Source organism: Deltaproteobacteria bacterium, from assembly GCA_016219225.1.
Classification (GTDB): domain Bacteria; phylum Desulfobacterota; class RBG-13-43-22; order RBG-13-43-22; family RBG-13-43-22; genus RBG-13-43-22.
Genome location: JACRBX010000251.1, coordinates 1 through 18038 on the forward strand (window position 1 = coordinate 1; position 18038 = coordinate 18038).

Annotated in this window: 19 protein-coding genes; 14 read left to right on the forward strand and 5 right to left on the reverse strand. The window is 50.8% G+C overall.

Annotated elements, in window-relative coordinates; genetic code table 11:
- The 8 genes from HY879_20925 to HY879_20960 all read left to right on the forward strand — a co-directional run.
- A partial coding sequence (locus HY879_20925; protein ID MBI5605804.1) for an MMPL family transporter occupies positions 1-760 on the forward strand: 760 nt, incomplete at its 5' end.
- Positions 761-919: 159 nt separating this feature from the next.
- Entirely contained in the window at positions 920-2545 is a 1626-nt protein-coding gene (locus tag HY879_20930) for a hypothetical protein (protein MBI5605805.1), read from the forward strand.
- 21 nt (positions 2546-2566) lie between these two features.
- Positions 2567-3796 carry a DUF1329 domain-containing protein gene (locus HY879_20935; GenBank protein ID MBI5605806.1) on the forward strand — a complete coding sequence of 410 codons (1230 nt, stop codon included), beginning with the start codon at positions 2567-2569 and terminating at the stop codon, positions 3794-3796.
- Positions 3797-3870: 74 nt separating this feature from the next.
- Complete coding sequence (locus HY879_20940; GenBank protein MBI5605807.1) at positions 3871-4572, forward strand: FAD-dependent oxidoreductase; 702 nt, start codon at positions 3871-3873, stop codon at positions 4570-4572.
- Between the two features lie 80 nt (positions 4573-4652).
- Positions 4653-5405: a cyclase family protein gene (locus tag HY879_20945; GenBank protein ID MBI5605808.1), complete on the forward strand. Its 753-nt coding sequence runs from the start codon at positions 4653-4655 to the stop codon at positions 5403-5405.
- A gap of 53 nt (positions 5406-5458) precedes the next feature.
- Positions 5459-6712: a DUF362 domain-containing protein gene (locus tag HY879_20950; GenBank protein MBI5605809.1), complete on the forward strand. Its 1254-nt coding sequence runs from the start codon at positions 5459-5461 to the stop codon at positions 6710-6712.
- 14 nt (positions 6713-6726) lie between these two features.
- Positions 6727-7632, forward strand: coding sequence for a flavodoxin family protein (locus HY879_20955; GenBank protein ID MBI5605810.1), 906 nt, complete (start codon positions 6727-6729; stop codon positions 7630-7632).
- 113 nt (positions 7633-7745) lie between these two features.
- Complete coding sequence (locus tag HY879_20960) at positions 7746-8681, forward strand: 3-keto-5-aminohexanoate cleavage protein (protein ID MBI5605811.1); 936 nt, start codon at positions 7746-7748, stop codon at positions 8679-8681.
- 166 nt (positions 8682-8847) lie between these two features.
- Here the strand turns inward: HY879_20960 and HY879_20965 are convergent, their stop codons facing one another.
- The 4 genes from HY879_20965 to HY879_20980 form a co-directional block, all read right to left on the reverse strand.
- Positions 8848-9576, reverse strand: coding sequence for an ATP-binding cassette domain-containing protein (locus HY879_20965; GenBank protein MBI5605812.1), 729 nt, complete (start codon positions 9574-9576; stop codon positions 8848-8850).
- On the reverse strand, positions 9576-10241 hold the full coding sequence (modB, locus tag HY879_20970; GenBank protein ID MBI5605813.1) for a molybdate ABC transporter permease subunit: 666 nt from the start codon (positions 10239-10241) through the stop codon (positions 9576-9578). Before modB ends, HY879_20965 begins: the two co-directional genes overlap by 1 nt.
- Entirely contained in the window at positions 10241-11026 is a 786-nt protein-coding gene (gene modA, locus HY879_20975) for a molybdate ABC transporter substrate-binding protein (GenBank protein MBI5605814.1), read from the reverse strand. The genes modB and modA overlap by 1 nt, the downstream gene beginning before the upstream one ends.
- 215 nt (positions 11027-11241) lie before the next feature.
- The gene (locus tag HY879_20980; protein ID MBI5605815.1) at positions 11242-11814 is read right to left on the reverse strand and encodes a PadR family transcriptional regulator; all 573 of its coding nucleotides are present in this window, start codon (positions 11812-11814) and stop codon (positions 11242-11244) included.
- Positions 11815-12225: 411 nt separating this feature from the next.
- Between HY879_20980 and HY879_20985 the strand changes: the two genes are divergently transcribed.
- The 3 genes from HY879_20985 (at position 12226) to HY879_20995 (ending at position 14510) form a co-directional block, all read left to right on the forward strand.
- Positions 12226-12747 (forward strand): DoxX family protein, encoded by a 522-nt coding sequence (locus tag HY879_20985; GenBank protein MBI5605816.1) that lies wholly within the window; start codon positions 12226-12228, stop codon positions 12745-12747.
- Between the two features lie 157 nt (positions 12748-12904).
- Positions 12905-13396 carry a rhodanese-like domain-containing protein gene (locus HY879_20990; protein ID MBI5605817.1) on the forward strand — a complete coding sequence of 164 codons (492 nt, stop codon included), beginning with the start codon at positions 12905-12907 and terminating at the stop codon, positions 13394-13396.
- A gap of 10 nt (positions 13397-13406) precedes the next feature.
- Positions 13407-14510, forward strand: coding sequence for a (Fe-S)-binding protein (locus HY879_20995; GenBank protein MBI5605818.1), 1104 nt, complete (start codon positions 13407-13409; stop codon positions 14508-14510).
- 93 nt (positions 14511-14603) lie between these two features.
- On the opposite strand, the gene HY879_21000 is transcribed toward HY879_20995, so the two are convergent.
- A complete protein-coding gene (locus HY879_21000; GenBank protein MBI5605819.1) occupies positions 14604-15407 on the reverse strand; it encodes a DUF3786 domain-containing protein in 804 nt (267 codons plus the stop codon).
- Positions 15408-16109: 702 nt separating this feature from the next.
- Between HY879_21000 and HY879_21005 the strand changes: the two genes are divergently transcribed.
- The 3 genes from HY879_21005 (at position 16110) to HY879_21015 (ending at position 17962) form a co-directional block, all read left to right on the forward strand.
- The gene (locus HY879_21005) at positions 16110-16568 is read left to right on the forward strand and encodes a helix-turn-helix transcriptional regulator (GenBank protein ID MBI5605820.1); all 459 of its coding nucleotides are present in this window, start codon (positions 16110-16112) and stop codon (positions 16566-16568) included.
- Between the two features lie 182 nt (positions 16569-16750).
- Positions 16751-17221 carry a hypothetical protein gene (locus HY879_21010; protein MBI5605821.1) on the forward strand — a complete coding sequence of 157 codons (471 nt, stop codon included), beginning with the start codon at positions 16751-16753 and terminating at the stop codon, positions 17219-17221.
- Positions 17222-17350: 129 nt separating this feature from the next.
- Positions 17351-17962: a DUF3786 domain-containing protein gene (locus HY879_21015; protein MBI5605822.1), complete on the forward strand. Its 612-nt coding sequence runs from the start codon at positions 17351-17353 to the stop codon at positions 17960-17962.
- The last annotated feature ends 76 nt before the right edge of the window (positions 17963-18038 follow it).

Here is an 18038-nt window from a genome sequence, read left to right on the forward strand (position 1 = left end):
CGACGCCGTGACTTTCCTGGCGCGCAATCCGTCCTGGGACATCGCAGTGCTGCAGGGCGCCACCGTTGCCGCCCACATCGACCCCTCGCCCGGCGGACCGGTCGTCGTGCTGGAAACCCTGCACGGCATCGTCTGGCCACTCCAAGCCGACCCCGACGCCATCCCAAAACCGGCCGGGGGACTGGGAGGTATCCTGGCGGCAGCCAACGAAGTAATCCAGGTGAAGAACGACCAGATCCTCTTCATCGTCCTGGGCATTATCTTCATTCTCTGTGCCGTGACTTATCGTTCCATCCTGGCTGGAGTGATTTTTGTCATGTCCCTTATTCTGGCCAACTTCTTAGCCTTCACTTATATGGTTTTCAAAAACATCGGCCTTAACATCAATACCTTCCCGGTGGTCTCCCTGGGCATCGGTCTGGGAGTCGATTACGGGCTCTATATCGTCAGCCGCATCATCGAGGTCTATAAAGAGGAGCAAGACCTGGCCAAGGCGGTCCGCGGCGGCATCATCACCTCGGGTCGGGCGGTATTCTTTACGGCCACCATGATGACCGCCGGGGTCATCTTCTGGTATTTCTCTCCGCTTAGGTTTCAGGCGGAGATGGGCATATTGCTTGGGATTCTCATGATGGTCAATATGGTGGTCGGCGTTCTGGTGCTCCCGGCGGTCATCAACATCATCAAGCCAAAATTCATCACAAAAGGAGGTGAAAACAATGGAGGATATCGCATTCCTCCGGGAACGCTACCGAAATGATAGGTTCAAGGTACAAGGCAAAAGGTACAAGGTTAAAAAACAGAAAGATAAGACCTAAGAGACAAAATGCAGGGTTCAAGGAAAGATCTTATGCCATATCCCGTATATCTTACACCTTGGACCTTATACCGTTTTTTAAACTTCGAAAGGAGGAAAGGAATGTTAATAAAGAGTGTAAAAGGAATGTTGGTAAGCCTGGTGTGCCTGGTATCCCTGGCCCTTTTCATTCCCCACCAGGGGCTGGCCTTTGACAAAATCACCTTCGGGGACAAGCAGGAGCTGACGGTCTGGGGCTGGCTCCGGAATAACACCGGTGTTTTTTTTGACAAACAGCCCTATCAACAGAATGACGACCGTCTGGCCACAGAAAGAACGTGGCTGCGCACCTATGCCGATTGGAAAATATCCGATCAATTTAAGTTCTGGACGGCCATCCAGTTTGCCTATGAGCCCTGGTACGCAGTTGAGGACGGGTCGGTGAGCAAAAAGGGCGGCGAGGAATACAGTGAATACAAGAACCTGAACGATGTCATCCGGGAGGCCTATTTTGAGTGGAGTCCCAACAAAAAGAACAACGTCAAGATCGGCCGGCAGATCGCCATCTGGGGGGAATCCCTGACCGAGCGGGTGGGAGATGTGATCCATCCAGACGATTCGCGATATGCCCTGGCCTTTTCCAACCTGGAAGACAGCCGGATCCCCCAGTGGATGATCCGGTCTATCCATGATATCGACCCACTGAGCTCCAGTTTTGAATGGATCGTCAATCCCCTTCTGGTGGACGATAAATACCGAGTCAATCGATCGGCCCAGTTCGCCAACCCCATTGCCAATCAATCCGGGCAGCGATTCGCCATTAATCCCGAGGACCGGTTCCTGCCCCCCAATTCCGTGGGGAACACCCTCATTTTTCCCCAGGCACCGGGAACGGCATCGCCACCATTCTCCAGGGGATGGACGCAACTGCCTTCTTTTATCCCCGGACCCATGGCCGGAAAATGGGTGCCAACAGAAATTCCCACGGTCAAAGATATTTACCCGGATAACACCATCAACGACACCCGCTTCGGCTTCAGGACCAGCACCACTGCCGGTGGCTATATGTTCGGCCTGACCTACTGGCATACCCAGAATTATGACCCCCTGGTCAAGCGAGGTAATTTGACCGGAAATTTAATTCAAACCGGACCGGACACCTTCCTGCCGGAGCGACAATACACCCTGGTCCATCCCACAATGGACATCATCGGCGGTTATATGAACAAGCAGCTTCCCTGGCCGGGGGTGGTCCGGGGCGAGGCTATCTATTCACCGAACAAGCCTTTCAATACCTTTGATCCAAACGTTTTCGATGGCATCGTAACCCGGGACTACTTCAAATATATGGTGGCTTATGACCTCAACAGCTTCCTCTATTTCGATTGGCATAAGACCGCACCCATCGACATCTCCGTCGAGCATGTAGGGGAGTATATTCCCAACGCCGACAATCTGCAGTACGCTATCTACGCCACCAAGCAACCGTCCTATGTGCCCCGTTTCAACGGCCGCATCTCGACCAACTGGCTCTACAACCTCATCTCCACCGAACTGGTCGTCAGCTACTGGCCCTGGGCCAACAGCGGGCTGATCATGCCGGCCGTAAAATGGACCCCCGGCTGGTGGAATCAAAAGTTCTCCGCGGAATTAAAGTACATCAATGTCTATGGGGATAACAACTATGAAGGGTTGGGCATTCTGCGGACCAAGGATATGATCGTGCTCACCACCCAATTTAATTTTTAAGGTTTAAGGAGGTACAAACCAATGCATAAGAAAACTCTGAAATTTTGGACGCTGCTGATGGCTGCCCTGATAATATCGAGCTTCCTCGGGGCCTCGTTGTCCTTCAGCCAGGAAATGCCCAAACCTGGGGAGAAGATCGATAAGAGTAACTATAAAAAATATGCCCATCTTTTCCCGGAGGAATGGGCTCGGGCCTTCGAAGATGGCTGGGGCATTATGTCCCCCATCCATATGAATGTCACGGCTACGAAGCCTGCGCCGGAGCCTAAGGCATTTCTCGACCTTTCTGCAAAGAACAAAGGTAAGTTCGGCCTCGACGCCGAAGGAAACGTGACAGGGGGATGGGCCTATGACGGTTTTCCTTTTCCCGATCTCGACAGGAACGACAAGAACTTCGCCATCAAGTACATGTGGAATTTTCAGGCTAGATATATTTGGGATGACACCCATGAAAACGGCGTCTCTTTTGAAAGGAGGAGAGGAGAGGACGTGAGATATAATATGCTAGAGCAAATATGGGTTTATTTTAAAAACCGTATCAGCTGCAACCCCAAGCCGGTCATGCCGAACCCTAATGGCCTCTTCAGGGCTCAACTTCTCCACTTCAAGAAGCCGGACTCCATAAAAAATACCATGAACCTAAGCTACAGGCATGCGGACCCGAAAAAACCTGACGAAACTTACATTTACTTGCCGAGCATGAGACGGGTCCTAAGGGCGGAGGCGGGTCAAAGATCGACACCCCTGCTTGGTTCCACGCAGGCGCTTGATGACTTTAACGGATTTGATGGCAATACCAATGAGTTTACTTATACCATCGTCAAAGAACAGAAGGTGCTGGCGATCATGAGAGGGGTGAAGCTGACCATGAATGAGGCGATGGGCTGGAATAAGAAAGATGTGCCCTTCCCCTATGACGGCTATGAAATCAGGGACGCCTATGTAATCGACATAAAGCCGAAGGACCCCAGGTATCCCCAAAGCAAAAAGCGGATCTGGATCGACAAAGAAGCCCGGAATGCATTGTACACAATCGCCTGGGACCGGGCAGGAAAGGTATGGAAGCTTTGGCAGGAAGCATATAAGGTTCTTCCCGTAGGAAATGATACTTTTCTTGCTGTAAATGGCGTCTTCGGGCTCGATGTCCAATTTGGTTTGGTTACCTACTTCTTATCGGACAGTGAAATAAACACCTGCCGTTATGATTACAACGATGTGACACCGCAGGCCCTTTTAAAGAGGGCCAGATAATCGGAACAGGTTTAAGGTCCAAGGTTTGAGGTGTAAGGCGTAAAGACCCAATACCTTGGACCTTGGACCATCTGGTGAGAAAAAACTCTGAGTTGGGGGGGAATCTTGTTCCGGCTTCAAAGCCGCCCTTTAAGCAAGACATGCGCAAGTTTCTGGATCACCTGATCAACCGTGTAAAAGGACTGCCGGTTGATATCCGACTCTCCACGGAAGCCTTCCGCGACAAGATAAAGCCCTTGGCCCCGGAGGTCCTTATTTTGGCCCTCGGGGCCGAACCCATCATTCCCGACCTCCCGGGTATTACCATGCCGCAAGTGACATGGGCCGGGGATGTGCTGCTGGGGACCGGGAAGGTTGGCAATCGTGTCGTAATACTGGGCGGCGGACTGGTAGGCTGCGAAACGGCACTTTTTCTGTCTGGGCTGGGTAAGGAAGTAACCGTGGTGGAGATGAAAGATGAAGCGGCCGGCGACCAGAATGCCATAAGCCGGACTCTGCTGCTCGAACTGCTGTCCAAACAGGGCGTTGAGATCAGGAAAGGGATGACAGTCGAAGAAATTATGGAAGATGGAGTCCGGATTGTTGATAAAGGGCACAAACAGAGGCAAATACCCGCCGGGTCGGTCGTCCTGGCCCTCGGTTTGAAGTCACGGACGGATGTGCTGGAGGAACTGCAAGGGTTGGCGCCGGAGGTGTATGTCATCGGGGATTGCCTGCGTTCCCGAAAATTGATGGACGCTATTCATGAGGCCTTTAACATGGCCATTGAGCTATAAAAAAGTTTGATATTTTCACAAAACCAAAACAGATATTAGAGAAGAAAGGAAAAAAAATGAAAAAGGTAAAATTAGTCGACATGAGTCAACCTTTCGGACATGGTACGCCCCTGTGGCCTTATTTTCCGGAAGTCAAAATCGAGCGATTCCATTATCACGCCAAATCCGGTGTGCTGACCCAGTGGATCACTGCCCCGATGCACTGCTCCACCCACGCCGATTCCCCGATCCATGTACTCCCTGCAAATAAGCTCAAGGGTCCTATGTATACCCATGAAATACCTCTGGAGAACTATTACGGGACCGGGGTGGTCGTGTCCATTCCCAAACCGAAATGGGGAGTTATTACCCCCGATGATCTTGAAAAGGCCCGGCCTAAAATTGAAAAAGGCGATATCGTTATCATCAACAGTGGATGGCACAAGTATTTTGCCGATACGGATGAATACTTCTGCTATTCCCCGGGATTATATAAAGAAGCGGGGGAATGGTTTGTGGAGAAGGGCGTCAAGGCAGTGGGGGTTGACCAGCAGGCCCTGGATCATCCATTGGCCACGGCCATAGGTCCACACGGCCCCGGGCCGATTCGTCCGGATATCTGCGCCGAGTATAAGAAAGAGACAGGCCGAGAGGCAAAAGAGGACTTCCCGCTCTGGGAGCCGTGCCATAAGCTGCTCCTTGGCAATGGTATTATGGGTTATGAAAATGTGGGCGGCGATATGGATCAGGCAACGGGGATGAGATGCACCATAGCCGGATTCCCCATAAAATGGGTGGGCGGGGATGGCTCCATGATCAGGCTGGTGGCCATAATAGATCAAGGGGACCAATAGACGGTAAATACGGTCCCCCAGACGACATCGCATAAAGCATGAAGGAGCCCGATATGGTCAAATCAATCGTATCCATAGCTAAAGAGGATGATGTTGAAAAGTTAGTAACCGAGGTGCTGGCCCCTTTTGGCGGTGTTAAGGGCCTGATCAAACCCGGGTCCACGGTAGTCATAAAGCCGAATGCCGGTCATGTCGGAGGACCGGAGACCAGTATCAACACCAACCCCGAACTGGTAGCGGTCCTGATTAAAGAAATTCGAAAGGCTAAGCCCAAAGTAATTATCCTGGCGGAGGCCTCGGCCGTAGGCTGCGATACCATGGAATGCCTAAGGGTAAGTGGTATTCTGAAGGCGGCCCAAGAGGCCGGGGTAGACCAGGTAATTGATATCAAGAGTGAGACGGATCTCCTCAATCTTCCTATTAGAGATGCCCGCTCCGATATCACCAAGGTACGCCTGCCTCGTTTTTTGTTGGAGGCGGAGCATATCGTCAATGTTCCTATATTTAAATCCCATTGCAGCATTGTTTTTACCTTAGCTTTAAAGAATATCAAAGTAGTGGTTCAGGTCAAGGTCCATTACCAAATGCATCAGACGGATCTCGCCAAGGCCATGATGGATCTCTGGTCGATGATCAAAGCCGACATCAACATAGCCGATCTTATCCGCCCCGCAGAGGGATTTGGTCCCCATTCCACAATTCCCCGAGACTTCGGATGCCTGGTGGCTGGTAAAGATCCCGTGGCCGTTGATGCCACCGTCTGCCGCATGGTGGGCCTTGACATCAAGCAGGTCGCCTATTTTGAGCCTGCCAGGGAAAGGGGACTCGGAAATTACGATGAAACCCTCATAGAGGTACGCGGGAAAACCATACAAGAAGTCTTTCAGCCTTTGTGGTTGCCGTACCTGGAGGGGGTAGAAAAATACCCTGAATACGATATAGACACTGAAAATGCCTGTAGCAGTTGTTTGTCTTTGGTAGGACTCACGATGGAGAAGCTAAAGTCCCTTAGTGAATATGATAAAAATAAGGATGTTCATATTTTTGTAGGCCGGAAGAAAGCGATTCCGGAAGGATTGGATCCCTATAAGGTGATCCTCTTTGGCGATTGTCTGAAAAAATACCGAAAGAAAGGTGTGTTTGTGGGCGGTTGCCCACCGGCTGAACCCCATCCGCTATGGGCGATTGTGGACCGAAAGGACCAGACGGATATCGATGATGTCGATTTTCGACCAAGGATGGCCAGAGAGGATCCTTTTTTCAAAACCCACATGCAGAAGCTGTACAAGGAGCATAAAGAAAAATAAAAGGAGAAAAAAAGATGAAGTTATTAGGCTTAGGTTGTGGAAGAAGAATGGGGAACAGCGAGATTCTTATGAAAGAGGCGCTCATGGCCGCTGAGGCTACGGGAGATATCGAGGTGGAACACATTCACCTCCATGATCTCAAGCTCAAACCCTGCACCGGCTGTGAGAAATGCACTCAGAGTCTGTCAAAAGGGGGAAAGGGGGAATGCTGGCAAAAGGACGATATGCCCTTTCTCCGGGAAAAGTTTTCCGAGTGTGACGGAATGATCATCAGTGCGCCGGTTTTCGAACTGAGGCCACCGGGACTGTATTGTGTAATGAATGACCGTTTCCTGGGTTTCGGCCCTAAGTATCTGATGGGTCTTTTCCAAAGACCCAAAAGGGCCGGGGCCCTCATTTCGGTCGGGGGGTCCGACTGGGTCCAACTGGCCCTGCCCCAAATGAACCTGGCCATGTTTATGCTCAACTTCAAGGTTGTGGATCAATATCAGGAGATGTGGACCGGCCGGCCCGGTCACACCCTTTTCCACGAAGAGGCCATTGCCCGGGCAAACCAGTTGGGCAAGAATATCGCCACGGCCATGAAAAAGCCTCCGGAAAAAATGGAATTTAAAGGGGAGGACCCGGGGATGTGCCCTTACTGCCATTCCAACCTGCTTTTAACCAGAGGAAAGAATATTGTGGAGTGTCCTATCTGCGCCATTCGGGGTGAATTGGAAATGAAAGGCGGAGAAATCAGCGTGGCTTGGTCAAAGGAAGATATCCGGATGATTAAATGGGAGCCCCTGGGCACGGGAGAACATTTCAAGCACATCATGGAAAGGCATATGTACTTCGAGGAGAACAAGGACAGCCTAAAACCCCAGCTTGATAAATACAAAGCCTACAAATCTTATTCGCGTCCACCAAAGACTGAGTAATGGGGCACCACGAAGCATGGAAACAGGTTCAAGGTACAGGGTTCAAGGTTTTTCATGCTTGCAACTTGTAACTTGAAACTTTCTTTTTGAATTAATGAAGGAGATAAAAAACTGTGGAGAAACTGATTATCACCGCCGCACTGACCGGCAATATTACCCTGCCCACCCAGACCCCCTACCTGCCGCTGACCCCGCAGCAGATCGTCGATGAGGCCGTTCGGGCGGCCGAGGCCGGGGCGGCTTCGGTGCACATCCACGGCCGGGACCCCAAGACCGCCAAGCCGACTACCGATCCGGCCGTCTACCGGGAGATCGCCGAAGGCATTAAGGCCCGCAGCAACGTGATCGTCTGCATCACCACCGGCGGCACGGCCGATATGACTCCGGCCGAACGGGCCCAGGTCGTTCCGGCCCTGAAGCCGGAACTGGCCACCTTCAACACCGGCTCCATCAACTTTTCCATCCACCCCATCGCCGACCGGTATAAGGATGAGGATTACAAGTATTCCTGGGAGAAGGAATTCGCTGCCGGGACCAAGGACTTCATTTTCCGGAATACCTTCGGCGACCTGGAAAAGCTTTGCCGGATCATGGAAGAAAACCAGACCAAGCCCGAATTCGAGGTCTATGACGTGGGCCACCTCTACAACCTGAGTTTTCTCATCCGGCGCAATATCGTCAAGACTCCTGTCTGGCTGCAGTTTGTGACCGGGATCCTGGGTGGGATCGGTTCGGCCCTGGAGGATATCCTCTATTTGAAGCAGACGGCCGACCGGTTGATCGGTCCGGCTAATTATCAATGGTCGGTCATTGGCGCCGGCTATCCGGCCGAATTCCAAGCCGCTACAATGGCCATTATGCTAGGCGGTCATGCCCGGGTGGGGATGGAGGATAATATTTTCATTGCCCGAAAAATCCTGGCCAAGAGCAATGTAGAGTTGGTGGAAAAGGTCGTCAGAATTGCCCGGGAGCTGGAGCGGGAAGTCGCCACGCCCGACGAGGCCAGGGAAATTTTAGGGCTTAAGGGCCGGGAGAAGGTGAATTATTAATGATAAGATTTTTAAGCATGAAACTGAAGAGGGCATCGGAGGTATTTTTTGGGAAAAAGGACTGTATTTGAACAGCCGTGACCGGGATCCGTTATCCGTGACCGTTATCCGTTGACCGTTTCAAGTCGAACTCCCGACGTATTTCTTTTGGTAATGTCTCTTCGAACTAAAAAGGCCAGGAATAAGGATTTAATGGGAATAAAGCCGATACATCGGTATCGGCCGGGTTACTGTGTATTTCGTGGGGGGACCCGATCTGAGCAATCCGGCCCTGGGAATAGACGATGATCTTGTCAGCAATGGCATAGGCCTCCTGGAGGTCATGGGTTACCAGGACCACCGGGATATCAAATTCCTTCTGGATCTTTTTTAAAAATTTTTGCAGCTCCAGACGCAAGGGATTATCCAGGGCCGAAAAGGGCTCATCGAGGAGGAGAAGGCCGGGCCTCCGGATGAGGGCTCTGGCCAGGGCCACCCGCTGCTGCTGTCCACCGGAAATTTCAGCGGGATACCTGGTTTCCAGGCCGTCCAGATGGAAGGCGGCAATCATTTTTTTGACCTCTTCTTCCCGTTGATCCTTTTTTAAGCCCCCTGCTCCATAAAGGATGTTCCCCCTGACTGTCATGTGGGGGAATAAGGCCAGGTTTTGGAATACATAGCCGACGGACCGTTCCTGGGTAGAAAGGTTGATTCCCGAGCGGCTGTCAAAAAGAAACCGGTTACCGGAATAGATCCACCCTTCATCGGCTTGGACCAAACCGGTAATCAATTGCAGGGTCATTGACTTTCCGGCACCGGAGTATCCGAAGAGGACGGCCAGTTCGTTGCCCATGGCCCACTCGACATCCAGTTTGAACCCGTTGACCTGCTTGCGGAGTTTGAGGGAAAGGGCCATCAGAGGGTTTTCCTGCTGTACCGGTTGGCCAGGTAAAGGAAGAAGCCGGAAAGGCCCGTTAAAAAAAGGACCAGGATGTTGGCCTGGGACCACTCGCCGCTGCCGGCCAGGGTATAGATGGAAAGGGGCAGGGTGTTGGTTTTCCCGGGGATGTTCCCGGCGATCATCAGAGTGGCCCCGAATTCGCCTATGGCCCGGGCAAAGGAGAGGACTGTCCCGGCGATGATCCCCTTCCTGGCCAGGGGGATGACGACCCGGACTACCGTCTCCCATTCCGAATGCCCCAGGGTATAGGAGGCGTTGATCAGGTTTCGGTCCACCGACTCCATGGCCGCCCGGCTGGTCTTGATCATCAAGGGCAGGGCGACGACAAATGAGGCCAGGGTTGCGGCGTACCAGGTGAACATCAGGCTCCAGCCCGTCCACTCATAAAGGATACTCCCCAGAACCCCTCGCCTTCCAAATAAAATAATCAGATAATATCCGGTAACAGTCGGTGGCAGGACCAGGGGAAGGGTGAAAAGAACGTCCACCAATTCCTTTCCCTTAAAATCCTTTCTGGCCAGAAAATAGGCAATGGGTATACCAATGAGGATGATAAAACAGGTCGCCGTCAGGGCGACTTGCAGCGAAAGGCGCAAGGAGAACCAGGTCGAATCATCCATTATTTCGTTTTTCCTTGAACGTTTTTAAATCCGTGGCGTTGGAGAATATCCTTCCCTTCCCTGGATAGTATCAGGGCAATAAATTCTTTGGCCAGGCTTTCCTTTTTCGTCCCCCGGATAATCGCTACGGGATAACGGATCGGCTGGTGGCTGCCTTCCGGGGCAACCAAAGCCAGAGTGACCTCCTTGGAACGGGTTCGGGCATCCGTTGCATAAACCAGCCCGGCATCGCATTCTCCCCGGGCTACATAGTCCAATACCTGGCGGACATTTTCAGCCAGGATCAGTTTTTCCCTCAATCCCTCCCAGAGTTTAAGACGGGTTAACGCCTCCTGAGCATATCTGCCGGCCGGAACGGTTTTAGGATTTCCGAGGGCGATTTTCTTGATCTTCTTTTCCTGCAGTTCGGTAAAGGATTTCAATCGAAGGGCTGGGCCGCCGGGGGTGATGAGTACCAGGGTGTTACCGGCGAAATCGGTTCTGGAACGGGTTTTAATCAAACCCTGGCCTTGGAGTTTATCCATGTCCCCGGAGGCCGCGGAAGCGAATAAGTCCACCGGCGCTCCGGCCTCGATTTGACGGACCAGGTCTCCGGATGCGCCGAAATTAAAGAGCACCTTAACCCCTTTATGGCCGCCTTCAAAGATCCATCCCATCTCTTCGAAGGCATTTTTAAGACTGATGGCGGCGGAAACGGTCAACTCCTCGACAGAAGCCGAATAGACGTTTGGTGAGACGGCTGAAATGAGTAAGACCATGAGAAGACCGAGAATAATTTTTTTTATGATCGACATGCAAGTGCACTCCTTTTTCCGTCTCCCCGGCATGCTTTAAGCTTGTCCCCGAATGTCGTAATCGGGGAGCGAAATCCAGGGACCTTGATCTCCCATTTCTTGAAAATACTGGATTCCCGATAAAGACGCTCGGGAATGACGAGTTTTTACCAGACCATTATTAATGATTCGGTCTCATTCTGAATTCTGGCTCCTGGCTTCTGAATTCAAGAATATCTCTGATTAGATTGTTTATCCGTTTCCGACAGGGCTTTCAGCCAGGCCATGGCGGCTTCAGTCTGAGAGAGGCGAAACTGGAGGGCCTGGATTTCCATAAAAGCTTCCATCGATTTTGCCTTAGAATGCATTCTTTGGGATTTTTCTTCCAATAGGGATATCTGGGCCTCGATAAGCCGTGTTTCCGCTCCCCGACCCTGTGTGCGGGCGAAGTGGAGTTTGCAAAGAAATTCCAGCCGCAGATCGCGCATGTGCGGAACCGGCTGGCGTACCCAGTTCTTAAAAATTTTTATGCCCTTGGGAGTCAGGGTGAAGATCTTCCGATCCGGCCGTTTTTCCTGTTCGTGACGCTGATGGATAACCAATTCTTCCTGCTCCAGCCGGGACAAAAGGGCATAGACCTGGCTGAGGCCAAGGGTCCAGATGGATACTAAATTCTTGGAAAGATTTTGATAAATGTCATATCCGTGGGTCGGTCCTTTCCCTAAGGCACCCAGTACGGCATATTCCGCGGGGTTACGATCCTGTTCCGGAGGGGAAATATTTTTAGAATGAATATTCATAATGTGAATATATCCTCCTATCAAGGCGCTGTCAACTGTTTTTAGTGCGAAAATAGCATTTAGGGGTCAGGGATCAGGGGTCAGGGGTCATTAGAAGACAAAGTTGCAAGTTTCAAGTTGCAAGAGTAAAAGCTTTGAACCCAGTACCTTGCCCATAGCTCGTAGCCTATTGCTTATAACCCATCACCTAAACAAAATTTTCATGCTTCGTGGTGACCCAATGGGTCATGAAGGTTTAATACGAAAATAGTATCCGTCTTCCAAGGAGCCTATTTTCATGCTTCGTGGTGCCATGCCCCAAAAGGCGGGGCATGGCGGTTTAGTACGAAAATAACGTTCATTAATTATTCCTATGGGACGGGGGATTATTATCAATATTTCCTATTTGCTTTATAGGTGGAATTGATGTAGTTGTCAAAAATTATGTGGGGAGCCAACGAAAACCACAAATTTTCAATTAACCGAATTCTGGCCCGTCTTTTGCCGGTTTCCACCTGGCTTTCCTTTTTGATACGCCTGGGTCTTGGGACTGTTTTTATCTATGCAGGAACCCTTAAGATCCTGGACCCCAAGGCCTTTGCCCGGACTATATCCCGATATGACCTGATTCCCGATTCAATTTTACCCGTCGCGGCTATCGGCCTGCCGGTCCTGGAACTGTTGGCCGGGATAGGCGTTATCCTGGCCATCAGGGGGAGTTTAAGTGTGATGCTCTCCTTATTGGCCCTTTTTACAGCGGTTCTCTGGTACGGGATTTTAAGCAATTTAAATGTCGATTGCGGCTGTTTTTCGGGTGAAGATTTAAAGAGTCAGGCCGGGCTTTGGCAGGCCTTTTACCGGGATTTGATCATGATGGGAGGCGTCATTGTTTTATACGGTTCAAGGTGGCTTAAGTTCGACCGAAAAATACCTGTACCTTTATGGAGAAAATAGAAAAATTCAGGCAATAGGCACGAGGCTATAGGCTATAGGAAAAGAAAAATCCGGAAAACCTTTTAACCTATTGCCTATTGCCCATAGCCCATAGCCTATTAATATAATAAAAGCATAAGAAGGAGGAAGTTGGAAAATGTTGGCTCAACGAATTGGAATGACCGGGATATTGATTGGAATCCTTATTCTGGGTTTATCGGGTAATGGCCTGGCCGCCTGGGGGAGCAAAGAACTGGATACAGAGAAGATTGCCGTAAATTTTGCCAAAGAAGTCGCCCGGGGAGGCTATAAGTTTGTCTCCACAGAAGAGCTTAAGGGTTGGATCGATCAGAAAAAAGAACTGTTGATCGTCGATACCATGCCTTATGAAGACAGCTATAAAAAACAACATGTCCCGGGAGCGGTACAAATAGAATTTCCTATTACGGAAATGAATCAATTAGATGAAAAGAAAAAGGCCGAATTGGAAAAGCTGCTCGGGCCAAACAAGGATCGCCTGATCGTTTTCTACTGCGGCTTCACCAAATGTACCCGCAGCCACAATGGGGCCATGTGGGCGGTAAAGTTGGGTTATAAGAATGTGTACCGCTATCCCGGCGGCATCAAGGCCTGGGATGAGGCCGATTATCCGGTGGGAAAAGTGAAATAGGTTTTTAATAATGAACGAACAGATTAAAGAGAAATGCATCGAATGCTCTCTTTGTCAGAAGGAATGCCGCTTTCTGCAAAAGCATGGCAATCCCAAAGCCATTGCCGATGGGGTTCATTCGGCAGACGGAAAAGGGCTGGATATAGCCTTTGAATGCAGCCTGTGCGGGTTGTGCGGGGCCGTTTGTCCAGTCGGACTCGAACCCTCCCGGTTGTTTCAAGAGATGCGCCGGGAAGCGGTGCACCCGGGCAGAGGAGAATTCCCGGAACACAAGGCTTTGCTGCAATATGAAAAACGGGGGACCTCAAAAAGGTACACCTGGTACGGTCTGCCCCTGGGTTGCGATACGGTATTGTTCCCCGGATGTAACTTGCCCGGAACCAGACCGGAGACGGTGATCAACCTTTTTGAGCATTTGAGGCAAAGCAATCCCAGCCTGGGGGTTGTTCTGGACTGCTGCGCCAAGCCCTCCCTGGATTTGGGTAGACAGGACTATTTTCAGACTATATTCGGGGAAATGGCCGCCTATTTGCTTGATCTGGGAATTCGAAATATTTGGGTGGCCTGTCCCAACTGTTATAAGGTTTTCAGGGAGTATGGGGGAGAGTTGAAAGTGAAAACCGTTTACGAAGTTTTAGCGGAAAATGGGTTACCGAAAACGGGAAATGTTTCAGGCAATGTTACCATTCATGATCCCTGTGTGGTTCGATATGAAGCCCCTATACATGATGATGTTAGAAGTCTGGTAGGAAGAAAAGGCTTGACCATTGAGGAAATGGCCCACACGCGGCAAACCACCCTGTGCTGCGGGGAAGGCGGGGCGGTCGGTTTTTTGTCCCCGGCCCTGGCAAAAAGCTGGTCGGCCCTGAGAAAGGAAGAGGCCCGGGGCCGGAGGATGATCACCTACTGTGCCGGTTGCGTCAATCATTTAAATCCCATCTCTCCGACCAGCCATATCCTGGATCTTCTATTTCAACCCGAAGTCACTTTAGCCGGAAAGATAAAGTCTTCTCGTCCTCCCATGACCTACTGGAATCGGATACGGTTGAAACGCTGGTTTAAGAAAAATGTAAATGCGGCTGTCACTCGTGAAAGGGTTTTTCAAAAGGAATGAGAACTGGGATAGATGACGGGGAGACCGTCGTCGTCGAGACGCGGCGCGGCAAAATGGAGATAAGGGTCCCCTCCCATATCGTCCCTATGTAATCTACCTGCCGTGAGTCAAGGCGATTTTCTCAAACATGGTCACCAGCCCCACGCAGAGCGAATAGATCGAATCGATTCGGAGATTCTCTTCTGCGGTGACGTCAAAGAACAGGTGCAGGGAAGAATCCATACTGTCCTCGCTTTTCCAGTAACATAATAGAATGGGTAGAAGGGGGAGGGGATGGATGACTACGGCGATATCCGAATTGAAACGGTCCGGTGCGGGTTCCCCGGCGAAAATTTCGACCAGCAGTTCCAGGAGTTCGGTGTATTCGTCGATGACTCTTTTTAAGGGTTTCTCACAACGCTGCCCGAAAAGACGCCACCAGTCCGCTCCGCCCCGGGTTTCCCGGAGCGGAATCCACTCCCCACGGGGCTGACGTCCGGTGCAATCCAGGACATAGTTCAATATGGGGATGGAAACCCACTGGTTTACATGGCAACCGGAAGAGATGACACCTGCGGCATCCACGCTGAAAGGCTTGCCTAAACAGGTTAGCGTCAATTTCCCCTGGTGGTACAGGGCGCCGCACCGCTTTGCGGCGTCGGCCAGGTTGATCGCCCGGATACGTTGTTGCAGGTTATTCAATGCTTTCTCCATATCCCTCTCGATCTGGCTGGCTTCCCCTGAACCCTTCCGGGCCTCTATCGTGCCATCCCCTTCAAGATAGGGGCAATCGGCGAGTGTTTTTTTACCCTGGAATACGGCCACCGAAAAGGCCAGGCAACTGGCCTGACGGCATTCCCGGCAGTTGGTTTTGGGAAGCCGGTTCAATACACTCAGATGACTTGAGAACTGCGTCATAGTCTTTCCTCCGTAAAACAGTTTTCCTACATGGTACCCTAAGCTCAAGCGGTTGTCATCCCCCGTTTGGGCTATCCGGGGCGATTATTAGGGCAGGGAAGGGGGGGGAAGCAAAGCGAAGAAATATTTTTTTGGAATTTATTGTTACTCTGGAAAAAATAGTATATAGTTCTCATCCGAAAATCCAAAATTTTCAGAGTATTAAAACTAATCAGGTCAGAGAACGAGCGGCCAGAAGATCCTGATTAAAGAGGTTACGGTTGTGGAATCCCCGAAGGAAGGAGAAGGACATTGATAGGCGCCTTTCTTGAATTTTCGTTTGAAAGGGCCGGTATGCGTTCTCTGGTTAACGGCAGAAGCTATGGGGCCTGTTTTAAGCTTGACCAGGATGTGCGGAGCCTTTTCCCCTATATCAATTCCGTTATCCCGGATGCCCGGTATTTTGACCAACCCGCATCTATCCAATTCCTTTTCAAGAATATTCAATCCACCCTCTATCCCCGGGAAGTGGTAGCCGCGCCATTTTCGAGCAAGGATCAGGCCCTGGCCTTTTTTTCACAACTTGTTGATTTTTTAAATGATCTCCATGCTAAACGAAACGATTTCCTGCCGAATCATCGAACCTACCGCCCGCTTTCAGTTATCGACGTTTTAACACTTTTGCCGAAAACCAATTGCCGGGAGTGTGGGTATCCCACCTGTTTGGCCTTTGCCGCGGCTTTACGCCAGGGAAAGAGCGTGCCCGAACTTTGCCCGGGATTTTCCGCCCCCATCTACGAAAATGCCGTCTATCCGGTTTTCGATCGGGACGGCGGTCTGGCCTCCACCATCACCATCGAAATCGATCCGGCCAAACGACACCAGGCCATTGGCGGGATCTCCGGACCGATTGCCCCTTCCTCGTCCCCCAACTCATCGTCAGGGACGGGTAAAGAACCCCCACGGGAACAGGAACCAGCGATCGGCCAGCCTCCTTTGACGGGGCGGGAAATCCAGGTCCTTCGTTTGGTTGCCGAAGGGGCAACCAATATCGCTATTTCCGAACTTTTGACCATCAGCCCCCACACCGTAAAAAGTCATGTCATCCATATCTTCAATAAGCTTGGGGTAAATGATCGCACCCAGGCGGCCGTCTGGGCGGCCCGACACCGACTCATCTGACCGATCCTAATTTTTTTTAAAAAAAAATTACTCAATCCCCCAAATGGGCGATGACATGGTATTGGGTATCTGCTTAAATAATATCCAGAGATCCTGTTTTTAATACGCCGGCGGATTAGCCGGTAAAAACCAAAAAAGATCGTTATAATTCGTTATAATATCGAGATAATAAGGAGGGTGCTATGGCCAGAGTGAAGGATTATACATCAGGGAAAGTCGTTGAATATATCAAGACGGCCTTTTCGGTCATGGACCAGGCCACAACCTCGCTGCAAGAGACTGAGATGGGAAAGGCCCTGGAGACCGAAGTGGCCAAAATGATCCCCACCAAAATCACGCTGGAACAGGCCAATGAACTGATAACCGGCGCCGCGCAGTGCGCTGTTGGGGAACGGGTCTGCCGGGTTCTGCATACGGATACTCCGTTGACCGAATCGGTTTTTTTAGATGAACTGGCCCTGGGGATGGCCGAAGCAGGCAAAGCCCGCATTGTAACCAAAGAAGAGGCCATCGAGAATTTAATAAAATTTAAAGCCCATTCCATTATTCTCTCCAGGGTATCGGACAAACCGATGGAAATCTGCCCCACCTGGCCTAAACGCTGTTTGTATTGGAATATGGAAAAACACGGGTTGAAATGCATACAACGTTGAAAAATTGATTCGGTTGGCAGAAGTCTCTTTATATAGGATGGCCGGAAGGCACCGGTTGAAATCCAAAGGGTCCGGGCGGAAAGAAATGAAGGCCGGATTATCTTAAAGTTATGGTAAGGAAGGACAATAATGGAGAAGGCAGCGATTTTTGAAGAAATATATAGGGGGTATCTGAACGAGATAGCCAATACGGATTTAACCCGGATCATGGATAAACTTGGTTTGATACTGGAGCAGGGAGAGACCATTATCCCTTTTTATGGAACTCCCTATCGGATTTCAGCTCAAGGCATTGTTGATCAACAGGGGGACCGGCCAACCCACTCGATTTGTGTTATTCTTTGCAAATATCTGCTCCTATGCCCTGAAAAAGAGCCAGCCGGATCCGATTGGGTCAGTTACAAGGAGTTTAAGGATGGGGGACCTTTTTTCGGCGGATTTCTGAACAACGCCGAAAAGCCGATCAGCCGGACTTTTTCAGGACGTCTTTCGGATCTTCGGCAAGCCTCGGTCGAATTAGGCGGGCGTCCTGTGGAAACGGCTATTTCCGCCGATCTTGTATTGCGGTTTGAGGCCTTGCCCAAGGTCCCTGTTCTGATGGTTTTCAATGATCGGGATGATGATTTTCCGGCCCATTGTTCCCTCTTATTTGAAAGGCGGGCCGAGAAATATCTGGACATGGAATGTCTGGCCATGACAGGCTGGGCGCTCAGTGAATACCTGAAGAGGAAATCAACATGAAACAGTTCATCGCCAGGCTGATGCCCGTCGTTGGCTTTGCATAGGGGCGGGCTTTTATCGTGTTGACAAAATACTC